This is a genomic window from Secundilactobacillus sp. MJ173 (assembly GCF_059704265.1).
Genome location: NZ_BAAKGN010000038.1, coordinates 60,571 through 77,405, shown reverse-complemented (window position 1 = coordinate 77,405; position 16,835 = coordinate 60,571). Strand labels below are relative to the sequence as shown.

12 protein-coding genes are annotated in these 16,835 nt (G+C 42.8%); 9 read left to right on the top strand and 3 right to left on the bottom strand.

The window, feature by feature from the left end; genetic code table 11:
• Positions 1 to 70 precede the first annotated feature (70 nt).
• From AC6H04_RS06550 to AC6H04_RS06540, 3 genes are all read left to right on the top strand, one after another.
• Entirely contained in the window at positions 71 to 1,438 is a 1,368-nt protein-coding gene (locus AC6H04_RS06550) for an Nramp family divalent metal transporter (protein WP_497570937.1), read from the top strand.
• A 77-nt stretch (positions 1,439 to 1,515) separates the two neighbouring features.
• Entirely contained in the window at positions 1,516 to 2,121 is a 606-nt protein-coding gene (locus AC6H04_RS06545; RefSeq protein WP_497570936.1) for a TetR/AcrR family transcriptional regulator, read from the top strand.
• A gap of 285 nt (positions 2,122 to 2,406) precedes the next feature.
• Positions 2,407 to 3,024 carry a LysE/ArgO family amino acid transporter gene (locus AC6H04_RS06540; protein WP_497570935.1) on the top strand — a complete coding sequence of 206 codons (618 nt, stop codon included), beginning with the start codon at positions 2,407 to 2,409 and terminating at the stop codon, positions 3,022 to 3,024.
• Between the two features lie 62 nt (positions 3,025 to 3,086).
• On the opposite strand, the gene AC6H04_RS06535 is transcribed toward AC6H04_RS06540, so the two are convergent.
• Positions 3,087 to 4,976: a heavy metal translocating P-type ATPase gene (locus AC6H04_RS06535; protein WP_497570934.1), complete on the bottom strand. Its 1,890-nt coding sequence runs from the start codon at positions 4,974 to 4,976 to the stop codon at positions 3,087 to 3,089.
• 136 nt (positions 4,977 to 5,112) lie between these two features.
• Here AC6H04_RS06535 and AC6H04_RS06530 point away from each other — a divergent pair, with 136 nt between their 5' ends.
• The 4 genes from AC6H04_RS06530 (at position 5,113) to AC6H04_RS06515 (ending at position 9,465) form a co-directional block, all read left to right on the top strand.
• Positions 5,113 to 5,448 carry an ArsR/SmtB family transcription factor gene (locus AC6H04_RS06530; protein ID WP_497570933.1) on the top strand — a complete coding sequence of 112 codons (336 nt, stop codon included), beginning with the start codon at positions 5,113 to 5,115 and terminating at the stop codon, positions 5,446 to 5,448.
• 157 nt (positions 5,449 to 5,605) lie between these two features.
• Positions 5,606 to 5,977: a cupredoxin domain-containing protein gene (locus AC6H04_RS06525; protein ID WP_497570932.1), complete on the top strand. Its 372-nt coding sequence runs from the start codon at positions 5,606 to 5,608 to the stop codon at positions 5,975 to 5,977.
• 73 nt (positions 5,978 to 6,050) lie between these two features.
• On the top strand, positions 6,051 to 7,979 hold the full coding sequence (locus AC6H04_RS06520) for a copper-translocating P-type ATPase (RefSeq protein ID WP_497570931.1): 1,929 nt from the start codon (positions 6,051 to 6,053) through the stop codon (positions 7,977 to 7,979).
• A gap of 169 nt (positions 7,980 to 8,148) precedes the next feature.
• A complete protein-coding gene (locus tag AC6H04_RS06515; RefSeq protein WP_497570930.1) occupies positions 8,149 to 9,465 on the top strand; it encodes a Na+/H+ antiporter NhaC family protein in 1,317 nt (438 codons plus the stop codon).
• Between the two features lie 94 nt (positions 9,466 to 9,559).
• Here AC6H04_RS06515 and AC6H04_RS06510 read toward each other — a convergent pair whose 3' ends face one another.
• The gene (locus AC6H04_RS06510; RefSeq protein WP_497570929.1) at positions 9,560 to 10,966 is read right to left on the bottom strand and encodes a C69 family dipeptidase; all 1,407 of its coding nucleotides are present in this window, start codon (positions 10,964 to 10,966) and stop codon (positions 9,560 to 9,562) included.
• A gap of 193 nt (positions 10,967 to 11,159) precedes the next feature.
• Between AC6H04_RS06510 and AC6H04_RS06505 the strand changes: the two genes are divergently transcribed.
• Complete coding sequence (locus AC6H04_RS06505; protein WP_497570928.1) at positions 11,160 to 11,990, top strand: YitT family protein; 831 nt, start codon at positions 11,160 to 11,162, stop codon at positions 11,988 to 11,990.
• A gap of 183 nt (positions 11,991 to 12,173) precedes the next feature.
• On the opposite strand, the gene AC6H04_RS06500 is transcribed toward AC6H04_RS06505, so the two are convergent.
• Positions 12,174 to 14,915: an HAD-IC family P-type ATPase gene (locus AC6H04_RS06500; RefSeq protein WP_497570927.1), complete on the bottom strand. Its 2,742-nt coding sequence runs from the start codon at positions 14,913 to 14,915 to the stop codon at positions 12,174 to 12,176.
• Positions 14,916 to 15,252: 337 nt separating this feature from the next.
• Here AC6H04_RS06500 and AC6H04_RS06495 point away from each other — a divergent pair, with 337 nt between their 5' ends.
• A complete protein-coding gene (locus AC6H04_RS06495) occupies positions 15,253 to 16,824 on the top strand; it encodes an Nramp family divalent metal transporter (RefSeq protein WP_497571013.1) in 1,572 nt (523 codons plus the stop codon).
• Positions 16,825 to 16,835: the final 11 nt, after the last annotated feature.

Genomic DNA, 16,835 nt, shown 5'->3' with positions numbered 1-16,835 from the left:
TAATTTTATATCAAATTTGTATTTCACTGACCAACCGAATTTCTAAGTCAATAGAAAAGAGGTTTTAATGATGAAGGATACAGAGAAACACAACTTCGTACAAGGCGTTGATGGCGAAGGCAAGAGTCTTGATGAAGTAAATGGTACGGTTGAAGTCCCTAAAAACGGGGGCTTTTGGAAAACATTAATGGCATATACGGGACCTGGTATCCTAATTGCCGTTGGTTATATGGATCCCGGTAACTGGATCACTTCGATTGCTGGTGGGGCACAGTTCAAGTACAAGTTACTCGCAGTGATTTTGATTTCAAGTTTGATTGCCATGCTGCTTCAGGCGATGTCAGCCAAACTAGGGATTGTGACGGGTAAAGATTTAGCGCAACTAACGCGTGAACGTACCAGCAAGGGTATGGGATTCGTTCTTTGGATCATTGCCGAACTAGCCATTATGGCAACTGATATTGCTGAAATCATTGGTTCTGGGATTGCGCTAAAACTGCTATTCCATATTCCTCTGATCGTTGGTATTTTAATCACGGCTGCTGATGTCTTGATCTTGCTGTTATTAATGAAACTGGGCTTTAGAAAGATTGAAGCCATCGTGGCAACGCTTGTGACGGTTATTTTATTAGTGTTTGCTTATGAGGTTGCATTATCTGACCCAAGTATCGCCGGCATTATCGGTGGGTACGTGCCAACAACAGACATCATCAGTAATCACTCAATGTTATACCTGTCATTAGGAATTGTTGGTGCAACGGTTATGCCCCATGATTTGTATTTGGGCTCATCTATTTCGCAAACACGTAAACTTGATCGTTCAGATCGTAAGGACATTGCTAAAGCCATTAAGTTCTCTACAATCGATTCGAACTTGCAATTATTCATTGCCTTTATCGTTAATAGCTTACTATTAATTCTTGGTGCTGCACTGTTTTATGGGACTGACAGTTCGTTGGGTCGCTTTGTAGACTTATTCAATGCGTTAAGTAATAGTCAAATCGTTGGTGCGATTGCCAGCCCAATGCTCAGTATGTTGTTTGCGGTGGCGCTGTTAGCATCAGGTCAAAGTTCCACAATCACCGGTACGTTGGCTGGACAGATTATTATGGAAGGCTTCATTCGTCTTCGGATTCCGCTTTGGGCGCAAAGATTGGTGACACGTTTGCTGTCTGTTACTCCCGTCTTAGTTTTTGCCATCATCTATCATGGTGATGAAGCTAAGATTGAAGACCTGCTGACTTTCTCCCAAGTATTTTTGAGTATTGCCTTACCATTCGCGGTAATCCCACTTGTGATGTTTACTAGTAGTAAAAAGGTCATGGGTGAATTCGCCAATCATGTGTGGGTTAAATACGTTGCGTGGATAGTCACGATAGTGTTAATCGTATTGGATGTTTATCTTCTTGGACAGCAATTAGGTAGTATGTTCAGTTAAAATCGTAGGGACAGCTTTCATTGGCAAATCAAGGGACTGTCTCTTTTTTATACCAAAACAACCAGCGGGGACGAATCATGAGTAAAAGTGAAACCAAAAGTGATCAGCATAAAGAGAAAATTTTGAAAATTTCCCGGGAAATGTTTGCCCAAAATGGTTATGAAGCAACGACTACCCGGATGATTAATCAGGCTGCAGGAACGGCTGAAGGCTTGATGTACTACTATTTTCCACATGGGAAGCACGAAATACTTGATACCATCATTCATCAAGGAATCATTAATCGAGTTAATCAACTGCAGATGACGTTCAGTGATTGCGTTACAAAGATTGATCTTGAGCAGCGATTAATGTTGATATTCGAAAATATTTGGCAAGTCTTTCAGGATAAAGAAAATTACCAGTCGTTTGTTATTACAATTCATGAACGCATGTTATTGTCTGACGACCAAGCTGATTGGCTGCTACAAATTTTAGAGGGTCTTGTGGATGAAATTGCCCAACAGCTGGAAACAGCACCAGTACTTCAGTCGATGAATAAGAATCAATATCAGCCGTTGGCGCGGGTGATTGTTTCTATTTTTCAGAAAGTAATCTATGACGAATTGCTGATTAAAAATAACCGGCAGTTAACTGATGAGATGAAAGCTCAGATTCGACCACAATTAAGTGTGGTTTTGTAAACAAAGTGTTGATTGATAAATAGATAGCGTGTTGCTCGCCAGTGGGTTGAGGAACACGCTTTTTGGTGGCCGACTACCTGTACTGAATGACCTGTTTTGGTGAAGAGACCAATCTTGACTTTTCAAATGGGGTCACGTATGCTATTAAAGTTAATTAAATTGCTAATAGCTTGATCATCGTCGGGTGATCTTGATAGGCAGCTCTTCTAGTCGCAGATGCAATGTTCTCAGAACGTTGAAGGCTAGGATTGGTGCCTTTTTATGTGAGTTGGAGGAAAGTTAATCATGACGACAGTAGTTTTACGGGGCATGTTGATCAGTTTTGCGCTAGTGTCTTCAATTGGCATGCAGAATTTATTTGTATTTAATAGCGCTATGAGCAATCGAATGCGACGTGCTTTATTAATTTGCTTATTTGTGTGGGTAGCCGATACAACTTTAACTACCGTCACCTTTTTAGGAATAGGTGCGTTAATCAGTCGCTATTTGTGGCTCAAAATTACCATTATGCTGCTGGGTGGTTTAATCGTGATTTGGATGGGAATCGGTATTTTACGCTCTGCAAGTCAGATAGAACTTGGTAAGGACGATTCGCAATTACCGTTAAAAGAGGCTTTTGCTGGTGCTTGGATCGTGGCTTTTGCCAATCCACAAGCCATTATTGATACAGGGGTCACCATGGGAGCCTTAAGAGGGACGCTAGCTAATAACGAAGTGTTACCTTTTTTAGGGGGCATTATTTTAGCCACCGCAATTTGGTTTTTCGCCATTACGATCATCGTTGGTAGTTTGAAGAATCGGTTACCTAAGCGTATTTTGATGTGGATCAATATTATTTCAGGAGTTATTGTTGTGGGTTATGGGTTCGCCTTACTTATTAATGCGGCAAGATTAATCTTTTAACTAAAAAATAGCCTTAAATCAGGCGCGATAATGACTATCGGTCTTGATTCAAGGCTATTTTATTACTGTTTTTGAAGACGCAGTGCGTTCAGGATGGCAAGCATCGTTACGCCAACATCAGCAAAAACGGCTTCCCACATGCCAATGATACCCAATGCACCTAAGATCAAGAAGATGATTTTAACGGCAAGCGCGAAGGCGATATTTTCCCAGACGATTTGCTTGGTGGCCTTTGCGATTTGAATAATCGTGGCGATTTTTGAAGGCTTATCATCCATTATGACGATATCCGCTGCCTCAATCGCTGCGTCAGCTCCAAGACCGCCCATAGCAATGCCAACATCGGCTCGAGCAAGAACAGGTGTATCGTTAATACCATCACCAACGAACACAACTTGATGATGCGACGTGTGGGCAGTTTGGGTCAATGCAGTCATTTTTGCAACTTTTTGTGCTGGTAATAAGTCAGATTCAACCTGGTCCAAACCAAGTTGCTGACCAATCTGCTCAGCAATACCCTTATTGTCACCAGTTAGCAACTCAGTCTTTTCAACCCCAAGTTGTTTGAGCATCAGGATGGCGGATTTTGAGTCTGTTTTAGGCTGATCGGCAACTTGAATGCTGCCGGCAAATTTTTGATTAATTGCAATGTAGACCGTGGTACAGTTCGGTTCAATCCCAGGAAGTGCAATGTGGTTTGTTGACATCGCTTTTGCATTGCCGACCACTACCGTCTGGTCATTGATCATCGCCTTGATACCATGTCCAGCCGTTTCCTGCATGTCTTGCAGTTTAAATTGCGTCAGATTCCCATCATAAGCTTCGATGATGGAACTGGCGATGGGGTGGTTAGAATGCTGTTCAGCTGCAGCGGCGATACCTAACAGTTGCTGGTTAGTGAGAGGGGCTTCCGCGTTGATTTTGCTAACGGTGAAGCGTCCTTTTGTTAAGGTTCCGGTTTTATCAAACGCAATCGTATTGACGCGCGTTAAGGCTTCGAGAAAATTACTACCCTTAACTAAAATGCCGTGTCGTGAGGCTGCTCCGATGCCACCGAAGAAGCTCAGGGGTACGGAGATAACCAGCGCACAGGGACAACTGATAACCAGAAAAACGAGTGCACGGTTGATCCAAGTGGCCCAAGCACCCAGATGAAGCAGGGGTGGGAAGATGGCTAACAGAATCGCTAAGCCAACTACGATTGGGGTATAAATTTTAGCAAAACGAGTAATGAATTTTTCGGTGGTTGTTTTTTGCTGAGCGGCATTTGAGACTAAATCTAGGATGCGTGCCACAGTTGATTCTTGATAGGGTTTGGTGACGCGGATATCGATGACACCAGTAAGATTAATGGCACCGCTCAGAACAGTTTCACCACTTTGGGTGTCACGAGGTAACGATTCGCCAGTTAATGCCGAAGTATCTAAGCTAGTATGGCCACGAATTAATTCACCGTCTAACGCAATCTTTTCACCAGGTCTTACCCGGATAATCTGGCCGGGAATAACTTGCTCAGGTGTAACGGTTTTTTCACCGTTATGAGTTAAAATCGTAGCGGTGGTGGGCTTGAGCTTCAACAGGGAAGAAATGGATTGCTTGGACTGTTGAACAGCGATGTTCTCGAATAGTTCGCCAATTTCGTAGAATAGCATAACTGCGATGGCTTCAGGGTAGTCTCCCAGCGCAATTGCGCCAACGGTAGCTACGGTCATCAAAAAGTTTTCGTCAAAAAAGTTGCCACTGACGATATTAGTAAGGGATTCCCAGATAACCGGATAGGCGATAATCGCATAAGAAGCGATATAGAGCAGAATTTTTTCGGTTGAGACTGGTAAACTGACTGCGATTAATAATATAATGGTTGAACTGGCAATCATGATTAAGTCGCTTTTATGATTTAGAAAACCACGTAACGTTTTGTGGGTGCGAGTTGGAACAGTTGCTGATTTCATAGCCATCACCTCGATACATATCAACATATGTGCATATCTTAATGTGAATTGTACCCGTACTGCTGCTAAAATGCAACCGCATTCGTAGCTAACCCAGTATCAGATAATGATTATTATGAAGGAAGTTAAATAACTAATGGAAAATCCTAAACATTTGGAAATCGTAGAACATTTAAAAGACCACTTAACCGTCTCATCAGAATTAGAGAATATGGTTGCCTTGTTTAAAACGTTAGGCGATGTGACTCGGGTACGCATTATCTTAGCGTTAGCTGAATCGACACTTAGCGTAACGGAACTGACTGAAGTTTTAGATTTAAATCAGTCAACCGTTTCACATCAGTTAAGTCTGCTGAAACAGCAAAATTTAGTCAGGGGGACTCGGAATGGTAAAAATATTCATTACGAGTTATCTGACCGACATATCATGACGATTGTGGATCAGGTCAAAGCGCACGTTTTGGAACATTGATCAGTGACGATCATTAAACACGCCCCTTTTAAAGTCGACTAGTTTGCATTTTGCAAGGTAGTCGACTTTTTGGTTGACAATTGTAAACGAAGCACTTATCATATAGTTATGGTTTACAAATGTAAACGTGAAAAATAAAATTCTGGAGGCTTTTATCATGATTAAAATCCTTGTATTAATAGTTGGTTTAGCACTGATTGGTTTTATCGCTTGGTGGTTCTTTGGTAAGCATGCGGTGGCTACTGAAACGGCTAACGTTACTAATGATGTTCAGGAAATTGATGTAGACGTCAATGGTGGCTACTCACCCGAAAAAGTAGTTTTGAAGAAGGGCGTTCCTGCCGTTTTGAATTTCACTCGTCGGGATCCCTCAACGTGTTTGGATCGGGTCGTTTTTCCTGATTTCGGTATCAACCGTGAGTTACCAAAGGGTGAGAAACAAGCGATTAATATCGATACTAGCAAGTCCGGCGAATTCCAGTGGGCTTGCGGCATGGATATGTTTCATGGCAAATTGATCATTAAGTAAATTAATGAAATTGTCATCATTGAGTGGAGCTTAGTTACCAAACGTAAAGTTTTGGGGAAAGTGGTGAACAAGGATGTCAATTACAAGTCGTTTTTGGATCTCATTGATCCTATCGTTACCGATGTTAGCAGAGATGATTTTTCACCCGTTTGGCTGGATGTTGCCAGGTGGTGAATGGACGATGTTAGTGCTGACGACGATTATCATGGCTGTTTCAGCAGGCCCGTTTTGGCAGAGTGCCTGGGCGTCTTTTACAAAGCATCATTCGAACATGGATACATTGGTGGCTATTGGAACGGCGACAGCGTATTTTTACAGCATATACGCCATGATTACCCATCAGCCAGTCTTTTTTGAAAGTGCAGCGTTTGTAACAGCCTTTGTTCTACTGGGCCAGGTTTTCGAAGAACGGATGCGAAATAACGCCTCAAATGCCGTTGACAAGTTGGTTAATTTACAGGCTAAAGAAGCTTCGGTTTTAAGAAACGGTGAACTGGTGAAAGTACCACTAAGCGAAGTGGTTGTTGGTGATTTGATCCGGGTTCAGCCAGGTGAAAAGATTGCCGTAGATGGTGTCATTACCAAGGGCAGTTCCGCAATCGATGAATCCATGGTGACTGGTGAAAGTATGCCCGTTGAAAAACGTGCGGGTGACCGGGTAATTGGTTCAACGCTGAACAGCAATGGGACGTTTATGTTCAAGGCTGAAAAAGTTGGCAGTGATACCATGTTGTCTCAAATCGTCGAGTTAGTCAGAAAAGCACAGAATAGTCATGCACCGATTCAAAAATTAACGGATCAAGTTTCGAATATTTTTGTGCCAATTGTGCTGATTATTTCAATCCTAACGTTTTTGGTTTGGTACGTATTATTTGGCGCAAGTGTTGCTAATGCTTTGATTTTTGCTGTTTCAGTTGTCGTCATTGCCTGCCCATGTGCCTTAGGTCTAGCTACTCCAACCGCTTTAATGGTTGGGACGGGTCGCTCTGCTAAAATGGGTATCTTGATCAAAAACGGTGAAGTCCTTGAAGCTGTTAATGACATTACTACGGTGGTTTTCGATAAAACGGGTACAATTACCATGGGAAAACCAGAAGTAACGGATATTGTGGGTGATCAATCACAAATTTTACCGTTAGCGGCTAGCTTAGAAGCCGATTCGGAGCATCCCTTGGCTGCAGCGGTTTTGGCTAAGGCTAAAGATGAAGGCATCACGATTACGCCGGTAACGGACTTTCGAGCTATTGAAGGTAAGGGTGTTGCTGCAACGGTAAATGGCCAAGCCGCCTTCATTGGGAATGATAAATTACTGGATGACCACAACTTGGCTGCCGATTTAAAACAGACGGCCATTAAGCTACAGACAGCAGCTAAAACGGTAGTCTATGTTGGCTTGGATCATCAAGTGATTGGCCTGATTGCCATTCAGGATGCGCCAAAGGCAACCTCAAAAGAAGCCATCTCAGCGCTGAAACAGCGGGGGCTGAAGACGGTCATGTTAACCGGAGATAATGAACGAGTAGCTCAGGCGATTGCGGATCAGGTCGGTATCGATTCCGTTATCGCGGATGTTTTACCTGCAGACAAAGCTGATCACGTCAAGATGTTGCAGCAGACGGGGAAGGTAGCCTTTGTTGGTGACGGTATCAATGACGCGCCTGCGTTAACGGTTGCGGATGTTGGTATCGCCATGGGTTCTGGGACGGACATTGCCATTGAATCGGGTGGCATCGTACTGGTTAAAAATGACCTTCGTGATGTAGACCGAGCCTTGGCCATGAGTCGCAAGACCTTTAACCGAATTAAGCTCAATTTGTTTTGGGCGTTTGTTTACAACGTACTGGGAATTCCAGTCGCAGCCGGTGTTTTCTACACAATTGGGTTAACGCTTAGTCCAGAACTGGCAGGACTGGCGATGGCCTTTAGTTCGTTATCCGTGGTTACTAGTTCAGTGCTGTTGAACCGTGCTAAAATTACCACCAGCGTTTCTGAAACGGCGTAAGGTGTACAGCAGTAAAAAAATCAGGCTAATTATCAGGAGATGTTACTACTGATATTAGCCTGATTTTGTTATGCTAAACAATGTGATAACTCTCAGTAATCTCCCATTTTTCTCAAAAAGCGGACCGTTATAATAGTTTGAGTAAACTTTTTGAAAGTAGGAATTGATTGTGAAACCAAATGAACCGTCACCAAAGGGCAATTTCGTTGGCTTGCTGCCATTGATTTTCTTCCTGGTCCTCTATATTAGTTCGGGTATTTTCACCGGTAGCTTTGATAATATGCCGCTACTGGTCGCCATGATGCTGGCGAGCATCGTGGCCTTTTTGCTGAAAGGCGATAATCGCAAAGACACTTTTAGTGATAAATTAACCGTGTTCTTCAAGGGTGCAGGGCAGGAAACGATGATTTTGATGATCATTATTTTTCTCTTGGCAGGTGCTTTTTACTACGTAACGAAGTCAATGCACGCGGTAGAAACGATTACTGATATTGGCTTAACGTATTTACCTAAGTCATTTTTAGTTCCCGGTGTTTTTATCCTTGGCTGTATTCTTAGTTTCGCCATGGGAACTTCTATGGGAACCGTGGCAGCGTTGATGCCAATTGCCGCTAGTATTGCCCAGATGGCACACATTAGTATGCCGTTAATGGCTGGAGTAGTGGTCAGCGGCGCCATGTTTGGGGATGATTTATCGTTAATTTCTGGGTCGGCCATCGTGTCAGCTAAGACGCAGGGAGTCACCATTTTCGATAAATTTAAAACCAATGCGATCATGGTGATACCTGCAGTATTGATTACCATTGCGTTGCTAATGACCGTTCACGTTGGTCATGCGGATGTGGGGAGCCTTGGGACCATTCACTGGCTCAATATTTTACCGTATATCGTGGTGATTGCCCTATCCTTTATGAATATTAATGTGTTGATTGTCCTGTTAATGGGAATCGTAACGGCAACCGTGATCGGCATCGCTTCAGGCAGCTTCGATTTCATTGGTGCACTAGATTCGATTCATAAAGGGATGCTATCCATGGCGGATATTTCCCTGATTTCCATTGTTGTTGGTGGACTTGCTGCTTTAATGACGCACATGGGCGGGATTCAGTGGTTACTGAATAAGATTACCAAACATGCTAATGGCGCATTGGGCGGTAAGTTTGCTATTGCCTTCTTGATCCTGTTGTTAGATTTAATCACCACAAATAATACGGTTTCAATTATGATTGCGGGACCAATATCGAAGGATCTGTCAGACACGTATCATATTTCTAAATCGTATACTGCCAGTATTTTAGACGTTTTCTCCTGCGTTGGGCAGGGCTTGATTCCTTATGGCGGTCAACTACTAATGGCAGGGGCAATTGCACAAGTATCGGCAGCTTCGATTGTACCGTATAGCTGGTACTGCATGGTGTTAGGAATTGTTTCAATTATTTTCTTAGTCAGCCATTTTTCACCCAAAGAGGCTCGGGTAAGAATTTAGTGTTATGAATGTAATCTAAATAGCCTGGTCTTCTAATTGCACATTAGAAAACCAGGCTATTTTAAATTGAACAAATTCGAATTACATTAGTTGTTTAATCATTCAGTTGAAATTTCAGTTTCATTTGTGGTTCACCAAGCGCTAACATTTGGCCAAGCAGGATGTTGGAATTCGTTTTGGCAATATCGGCCATTTGGTTATTAACCTTTTCAAGATATGCGGGGAGGTTTGATTGAGCAACCGCCTTTTGGTCAGCTTTGATTTGAAGGTTCCGGCATTGGGCAACGGTGTGTTCTTCAAATAAGTTTTCTTGGTCTTCATAAAGTGCGAAGTCGTTATCACCAATCAAAGCTAAAACGTTTGGCAACCAGTACATATTGGTTGGGTCACAGTTACCCGTTGTGTTCTTGTAGGCTTCTGGCGTATCAGTTACATTCGCGTAGAAAGGTACTACGGCATTAAAGGTATTTGGACCAAACGCTAACCAGTGAATGCCGGCAATTTCATCTGGGACATTATTCCGGATTTGCAGAATGTGCAGTTCTTGATTCCGGTTGATTCCAATTGGTCGGAACTGCTTTTTCTGGGCTTCAGTACCGGTACCATAAGGATCATATGGGGTGTTTTGATAGTGAGAACTCAATACAAACTTCATGTCTTCGATGGAAATTTTCTTATCAGTTCTGCAAATGAATGGCAGATCCTGATCGATTGGGGTAGTGTCGAATTCTGGGTTGAAATACTTTTGACCATACCAAGCACGTGGGTTGTTGTACCGAGTGTCTTTGATAGTAGCACTGCCGAAGATATGACGTAGATTGACCTGGTCTTTGTCAGGATTCATGTGGTATTGCTGAATCATGTGAGACAAATCTTTAGAACATAACGTATTATTGGAGTCGAAATTAAATTGATCAATGTTTAATCGGTTAGGTGCGATGACATAAGCATCGTCGGGGATACGGATGGCTGCCCAGTGATGGCCGCCAATTGATTCAAAGTACCAAACTTCATCCTTATCAGAGAAAGCCATGGCATTCATTTCATAAGTACCATATTTTTCCAGCAAGCTGCCTAAACGTTGAACTCCTTCGCGAGCAGAGTGGCTGTAAGGCAGAGTTAGCGTGGTGATATCTTCTTCGCCGATACCGTTTTCGACTAGTGGATCAACACCTAAAATTCGTGAATTAGAGGTGATAGTCTCGGTAGCTGTCATGGCAACGTTAGCGCTGTTGATACCAGCTGCTGCCCAGGTACCATGGCCATCAGTCGCATCAGGCGTTGACGTGTAACGCAATGGATCATCAGGTAAGTCGATTTCAATCTGGCTCAAAACTGATTTGTAATGCCGAGGCTGGTCTTCAGGATTAACAACGACAAACTTCTGCGGGTTTAATGGACCAGCGCCATCCTCGTTTCTTGCAATAATAGTAGAACCATCGATTGAGGCCTTTTTACCCACTAACATTGTGGTGCAAGAACCTTTGATTCGTTTAGTCATGCAAACACTCCCTTTAATTTGATTACTAGTCCATTGTATCACGTTCGTTTACAACCCTCTTGTTAGTGCGAGCAACTTAATTGTTTCACATGAAACATTTTCAACATCGACCCAATTATCTCTGAAACCAGGTTGATTTGAATAATCTTTATAGCGTAGAGTGTATGGTAAAGATGAATGAGGGGCGTTTTAATTGAAGCCGGTCGTTAAAAATAGCATACAAATAATTCTTGGTGCGCTAGTCTATGCCTTGGCAATCAACTACTTTTTAATTCCTAATCGGATTGGTGAGGGTGGTGTGACTGGTCTAACAGCCATCGGGTACTATACACTTAGAATTTCACCAGCACTGACCAATATTGTGTTAAACGGTATTTTGATCTTAATTGGATTTAAGTACTTAAAACGAGAAACGGTGTTTTATTCACTGTGGGCAGTAATCTGGATCAGCCTTTTTTTGAGAGTACCCGTTCTTTGGTCCTATCACACTAGTCAGACAATCATTGCTGCCATAGCTGGTGGGGTCTTAATGGGGATTTCTATGGGACTAATATTCCGTGCTAAGGGGACGATTGCAGGCAGCACCATCTTAGCAAAAATAGTGAACCGTTATTTCGGTATTCGAAACGGGTCAGCCATGTTGTTCTTTGATCTCATCGTGGCCATTCCTTCGGGCTTCATTATCGGGTTTCAAAATATGCTGTTAACCGCACTGGAACTATATGTTTCAGCTGTTGTGCTGAATAAATACCTAGATGCGCTGGGTGCCAAACGTTCAGTATTGGTGCTGTCAAAAAAGAATCAAGCAATCGGTGAAGCTTTATCTAATAATCTGGGACAAGGAGTTACCATGCTGAAAGCAAGGGGCTTTTATAGCCAAGAAAATATGGATGCACTGTTCTACGTTTGCAGTAATCGGGATTGGACAGCAGTGGTGCCAATTATTATGTCAGTAGATCCAGAGGCCTTGGTGGTGACGGATCAAATTAGAAGTGTTCGGGGACTGCATCTTCCGGACTTGTAGGACTGAAGTAACAACAATATGATAACTATTTACACGTATTGGATGAATCAGCAAGGCACAGTTAAATTGACCGAGAGTAGTCACGCATAGCTTACTGCTAATTATGTCCCGGGAAATAAAAAGATGGGTAATCAGTCAAATTGACTGGATTATCCATCTTTTTTTGATGCGATGCGTTAACGTTTAGCTAATACGATCTTTATGCAGCCGATTCCAATGCAATCGGAACAGTTTGACGATTTCGGTAACAATCAAAACAATAAAGCCCATAATAATTGGGATTCCCCAACCATAGTGGAAATTAATGGCTGTCGTATGGAAGACGCCCTGCATAAATGGCAAGTAGATAATCGCTAACTGTAAGAGAATCAGCAAGCCGATAATATAAAATGCCATTTTATTTTGGAAGAAGTACTTTGAAATAACGGGATGGTTATTTCGCAGATTGAACAGATAGAAAATTTTCCCAAAAATCACAATATTTAGCGTCATAGTACTACCCATTAACGCGCTGATACCGTGACCAACTAATTGGTCGTAAGCAAAGATACCCAGACCAGAAATCAGCAGTGAGACGTAAATCACTTCCGTAATGTCCATTTTCGATAGGATACCTGCCTTAACATTTCGAGGCCCTCGTAACATGATGCCTGATTCAACGGGCTCAAAGATAAAGGCAAATTGAATCGTGAGAGCAGAAACCATGTTGATCCACAGTAATTGCGTAGGGTACAACGGTAATGACTGATCCATCACAATACTCAAGACCACGATGAGACCTTCGGCAAAACTAGTTGGTAACAAGAAACGAATAGTTTTACGAATGTTATCGAAGACGTGACGGCCTTCCTTAACAGCTGCCAGGATGGTTGTGAAATCATCATCGGCGAGTACCATGTCAGCAGCACCCTTAGCAACATCCGTTCCTTTGATCCCCATGGCAACACCGATATCAGCTTGCTTCAAGGCGGGGGCATCGTTCACACCATCACCCGTCATTGAAACCACGTGGCCAATGGATTGTTGAGCACGAACGATTCGCAGTTTGTCAGCAGGTGTTGTTCTGGCAAACACTGTGTAGTTATCAATGACATTTGCCAATTCTTCATCAGAGAGCTGGTTTAATTCCGGTCCAGTAATGGCCTTAGGAGAATCAGCTAAGTTTAACTGCTTGGCAATAGCGGCTGCAGTTTCTGGGTCATCCCCCGTAATCATTTTGACCTGAATACCAGCATACCGTAGCTTCTTTACGGCATCGGCGACTTCTGGACGAGGTGGATCGATGATACCGACTAAACCAACTAATTCGAGTCCCTTACCAATCATATCGGGATCGATTTCGGTAATTTCCTGGGAAATAATTTGATATCCCAGAGCGACGACCCGCTTACCTTGACGGGTCAGCTGACTCATTTGTTCCGCCATTACGCCAGCGTTAACTTGACCGCCTTGCTTTTCAATCAGTTTGGCGAGTGTCTGGGGCGCACCTTTAACCATTAACACGCGTTGACCGTTATAGTCCACTAATCGAGCAGAATATCGAAAAGCTGAATCAAACGGCAATGAGTCGATTTCGTTAACGATGGGGTCAGTGTGATTTAATTTGTGAAACAGCGCAGTGAGCGCGCCGTCAGTCGGTTCACCGGTTAAGACCCAATGTCCATCTTCTTCGTTAAAGACGGCATCAGAGGTTTGTCCGGCGATTTGAATTAACCAGCTTAGATGTTCATTATTTTGCCAGTTAACGGGCTCGCCATCGTTATTTTGAATTTGACCCTCTGAATCATAGCCAACGCCAGAGACCTGATACTGATGTTCAGGCGTCAAAATATCAGTAACGGTCATCTCATTCTTGGTTAAGGTCCCGGTTTTATCAGTGTTAACAATATCAACAGCGCCCAGTGTTTCCACAGCAGGCAGTGTTTTAACGATTGCGTTTTGCTTTGTCAGTTGCCTGGTTCCCATGGCAAGCACCACAGATGTACTAGCCGGTAGTCCTTCTGGCATTGAACCGACAACCATCGTGATCACAGCAATTAACAGGGTTGGGAGACTGTAGACGTGAATTGCGGCACCTAAAATGAAGAGTAGAATTGCAGCTACTACAATAGCGGCTGAAAGGCCGACACCCAAACGGTTTAAGTTCTGCATCAGTGGGGTTGGCTGGGCCTTTACATCAGCCACATCTTGTTGAATTTTACCGATTTCAGTATTGGAACCCGTTGCAATAACGATCCCTAAGCCAGAGCCACTAGTAACTGCAGTGGATGCGAAGGCTTGATTTTGACGCTCTGCTAAGGGTACCTCAGCCGCATTAATTGGTTCTTCAATTTTTTCAACGGAATCAGTTTCACCAGTTAACACTGACTCTTGAATTTTTAGGTTATCGGCTTCAACGAGTCGTAAATCAGCTGGAACTGAGTCACCGGCCTCCAGCCTGACGATATCGCCAGCAACTAGTTCACGGGAAGGCAACGTAATTTTTTGACCGTCACGAATGACAAAGCTTTCTGAAACTAATAAGTCTTTGATTTTTTCTAGGGCATTGTCAGCCGATATTTCTTGAAAATAACCAATCAGCGCATTAGCAATGATGACTAGTCCAATAACAATTGAATCAGAGTAGCGGTGCAGCACAAACGTTATGATGGCTGCAGCTAGTAAGATGTAGATGATACTGTTATTGAACTGTTTTAAGAATCGCAACAAATTTGAAACTTTCTTGGCTTCTAGCTCGTTGGGACCATGTTCTGCGAAACGTTTTTTTGCTTCAGTTGTACTAAGCCCGTCTTCGCAGTTGGTCTGCCATTGCTGTTCCAGTTCAGAAGTCGATTGGTGCCAAACTTGTTGCTGACTGGGGCCGGCGTCCTTATTATCGTCGGTTGCCACGGGAGTAACTTGCTGATTGTCTGAATGTGTTGCCATAAATTGATCATCCTTTCGTGATTAACGTGTGATTAGCGGTCTGGAAATACCAAATTACTCAATAGTTCCCTCAATTTAATCCCTTCTTTCTATATTGTTATGTATAAGATTAAATATTAGTAATGAGAAATACAAGCAAAATCGCTTTAAAGTTATACATATTACTTCTTTTGTTAAAAAAAGTTAATTTTTGTGATAATTGGCCTAGATGAATGAGCTTACATTTGAAAGTAAACCTTGAAGTTAAAAATATTAAGGAATACCTAAAAAGTGTTTTACAAATACAAAATAAATTGTACAATGAACACGTTCAACAAATCTATGAAGGGTGGTAATTATTTTGAAAGATCAAAAAACACCACGCAAACATCATTTGATCGAATATGCCAACGGAAAATCGTTGGAAGAGATCAATGGTTCCATCGATGTGCCGAAAGGGAAAGGTTTTTGGAAAACGTTATTCATGTACTCGGGGCCTGGTGCATTAGTGGCTGTGGGTTACATGGATCCCGGTAACTGGTCAACATCCATCACTGGTGGTCAAAATTTCCAGTACTTGCTGATGTCTGTTATCTTGATGTCAAGTTTGATTGCGATGTTATTACAATACATGGCAGCTAAACTTGGCATCGTGACGCAGATGGATTTAGCACAAGCCATTCGGGCACGTACGAGTAAGTCATTGGGAATCGTCCTTTGGTTGTTAACCGAATTTGCGATTATGGCGACTGATATTGCGGAAGTTATTGGTGCCGCCATTGCGCTTTATCTATTATTCCATATTCCACTTGTATACGCGGTTTTCATTACCGTTTTTGATGTTTTGATACTGCTATTATTAACCAAAATTGGGTTTCGCAAGATTGAAGCAATCGTTGTTTGCTTGATTCTGGTTATTTTACTTGTTTTCGCGTATGAAGTTGCTTTATCAGATCCTAACTGGGCGGGTGTTTTTGGTGGCTTAGTTCCTACCAAGGATACGTTCTCAAGCTCAATTAAAGCTGGTGGCAGCACACCTTTAACTGGTGCCTTAGGTATTATCGGCGCCACTGTTATGCCGCATAACTTGTATTTGCACTCTGCTATTTCACAAACTCGTAAAATTGACCACACCGATGAAGATGACGTGGCACGGACTGTTCGTTTCACCACTTGGGATTCAAACATTCAGTTGTCACTAGCCTTCGTTGTTAACTCTCTGTTACTAGTTATGGGTGTTGCCGTCTTTAAGACCGGTGCTGTTAAAGACCCTTCATTTTTTGGTTTATTCGAAGCTTTATCTAATTCGTCAATGCTCAGCAATCCGATTTTGATCAGTGTTGCCAAGTCAGGTGCCTTATCAGTTTTGTTTGCCGTTGCATTGCTTGCTTCAGGTCAAAACTCTACCATTACTGGGACGTTAACTGGTCAAGTCATCATGGAAGGTTTCATTCACATGAAGATGCCTCTATGGGCACGTCGGTTAGTTACCCGTTTAATCTCAGTGATTCCTGTTCTGATCTGCGTTGGGATGACTAGTGGTGAGACGCCTGTCCAACAACACGAAGCGCTCAACACGTTAATGAATAACTCACAAGTCTTCCTAGCCTTTGCCCTACCATTCTCAATGCTGCCGTTGTTAATGATGACGGACAGTGGGATGGAAATGGGTGAGCGGTTTAAGAATAATTTAGTGGTCAAAGTACTTGGTTGGTTCTCTGTCATTGCTTTGACCGCGTTGAACATGAAGGGCTTGCCGGATAACATTGAAGGATTCTTACCAGCAAACGCCAGTGCAGCGGAAGTAGCAATGGCCGATAATGTGGCCGATTTCTTGATTGCCTGCGTCATGTTGCTGCTGGTTTGGATGATTTACGATCTGCACCAAGGCAATAAGCGACTTAAAGCTAAATTTGACTTAGCAGATTAATCGGAGGTTTG

What these genes read in the sequence shown, in the direction of transcription:
- AC6H04_RS06550 (WP_497570937.1), top strand. Translation starts at nt 71, where the DNA reads ATGAAGGATACAGAGAAACACAACTTCGTACAAGGCGTTGATGGCGAA.
- AC6H04_RS06545 (WP_497570936.1), top strand. Translation starts at nt 1,516, where the DNA reads ATGAGTAAAAGTGAAACCAAAAGTGATCAGCATAAAGAGAAAATTTTG.
- AC6H04_RS06540 (WP_497570935.1), top strand. Translation starts at nt 2,407, where the DNA reads ATGACGACAGTAGTTTTACGGGGCATGTTGATCAGTTTTGCGCTAGTG.
- AC6H04_RS06535 (WP_497570934.1), bottom strand. Translation starts at nt 4,976, where the DNA reads ATGAAATCAGCAACTGTTCCAACTCGCACCCACAAAACGTTACGTGGT.
- AC6H04_RS06530 (WP_497570933.1), top strand. Translation starts at nt 5,113, where the DNA reads ATGGAAAATCCTAAACATTTGGAAATCGTAGAACATTTAAAAGACCAC.
- AC6H04_RS06525 (WP_497570932.1), top strand. Translation starts at nt 5,606, where the DNA reads ATGATTAAAATCCTTGTATTAATAGTTGGTTTAGCACTGATTGGTTTT.
- AC6H04_RS06520 (WP_497570931.1), top strand. Translation starts at nt 6,051, where the DNA reads ATGTCAATTACAAGTCGTTTTTGGATCTCATTGATCCTATCGTTACCG.
- AC6H04_RS06510 (WP_497570929.1), bottom strand. Translation starts at nt 10,966, where the DNA reads ATGACTAAACGAATCAAAGGTTCTTGCACCACAATGTTAGTGGGTAAA.
- AC6H04_RS06500 (WP_497570927.1), bottom strand. Translation starts at nt 14,915, where the DNA reads ATGGCAACACATTCAGACAATCAGCAAGTTACTCCCGTGGCAACCGAC.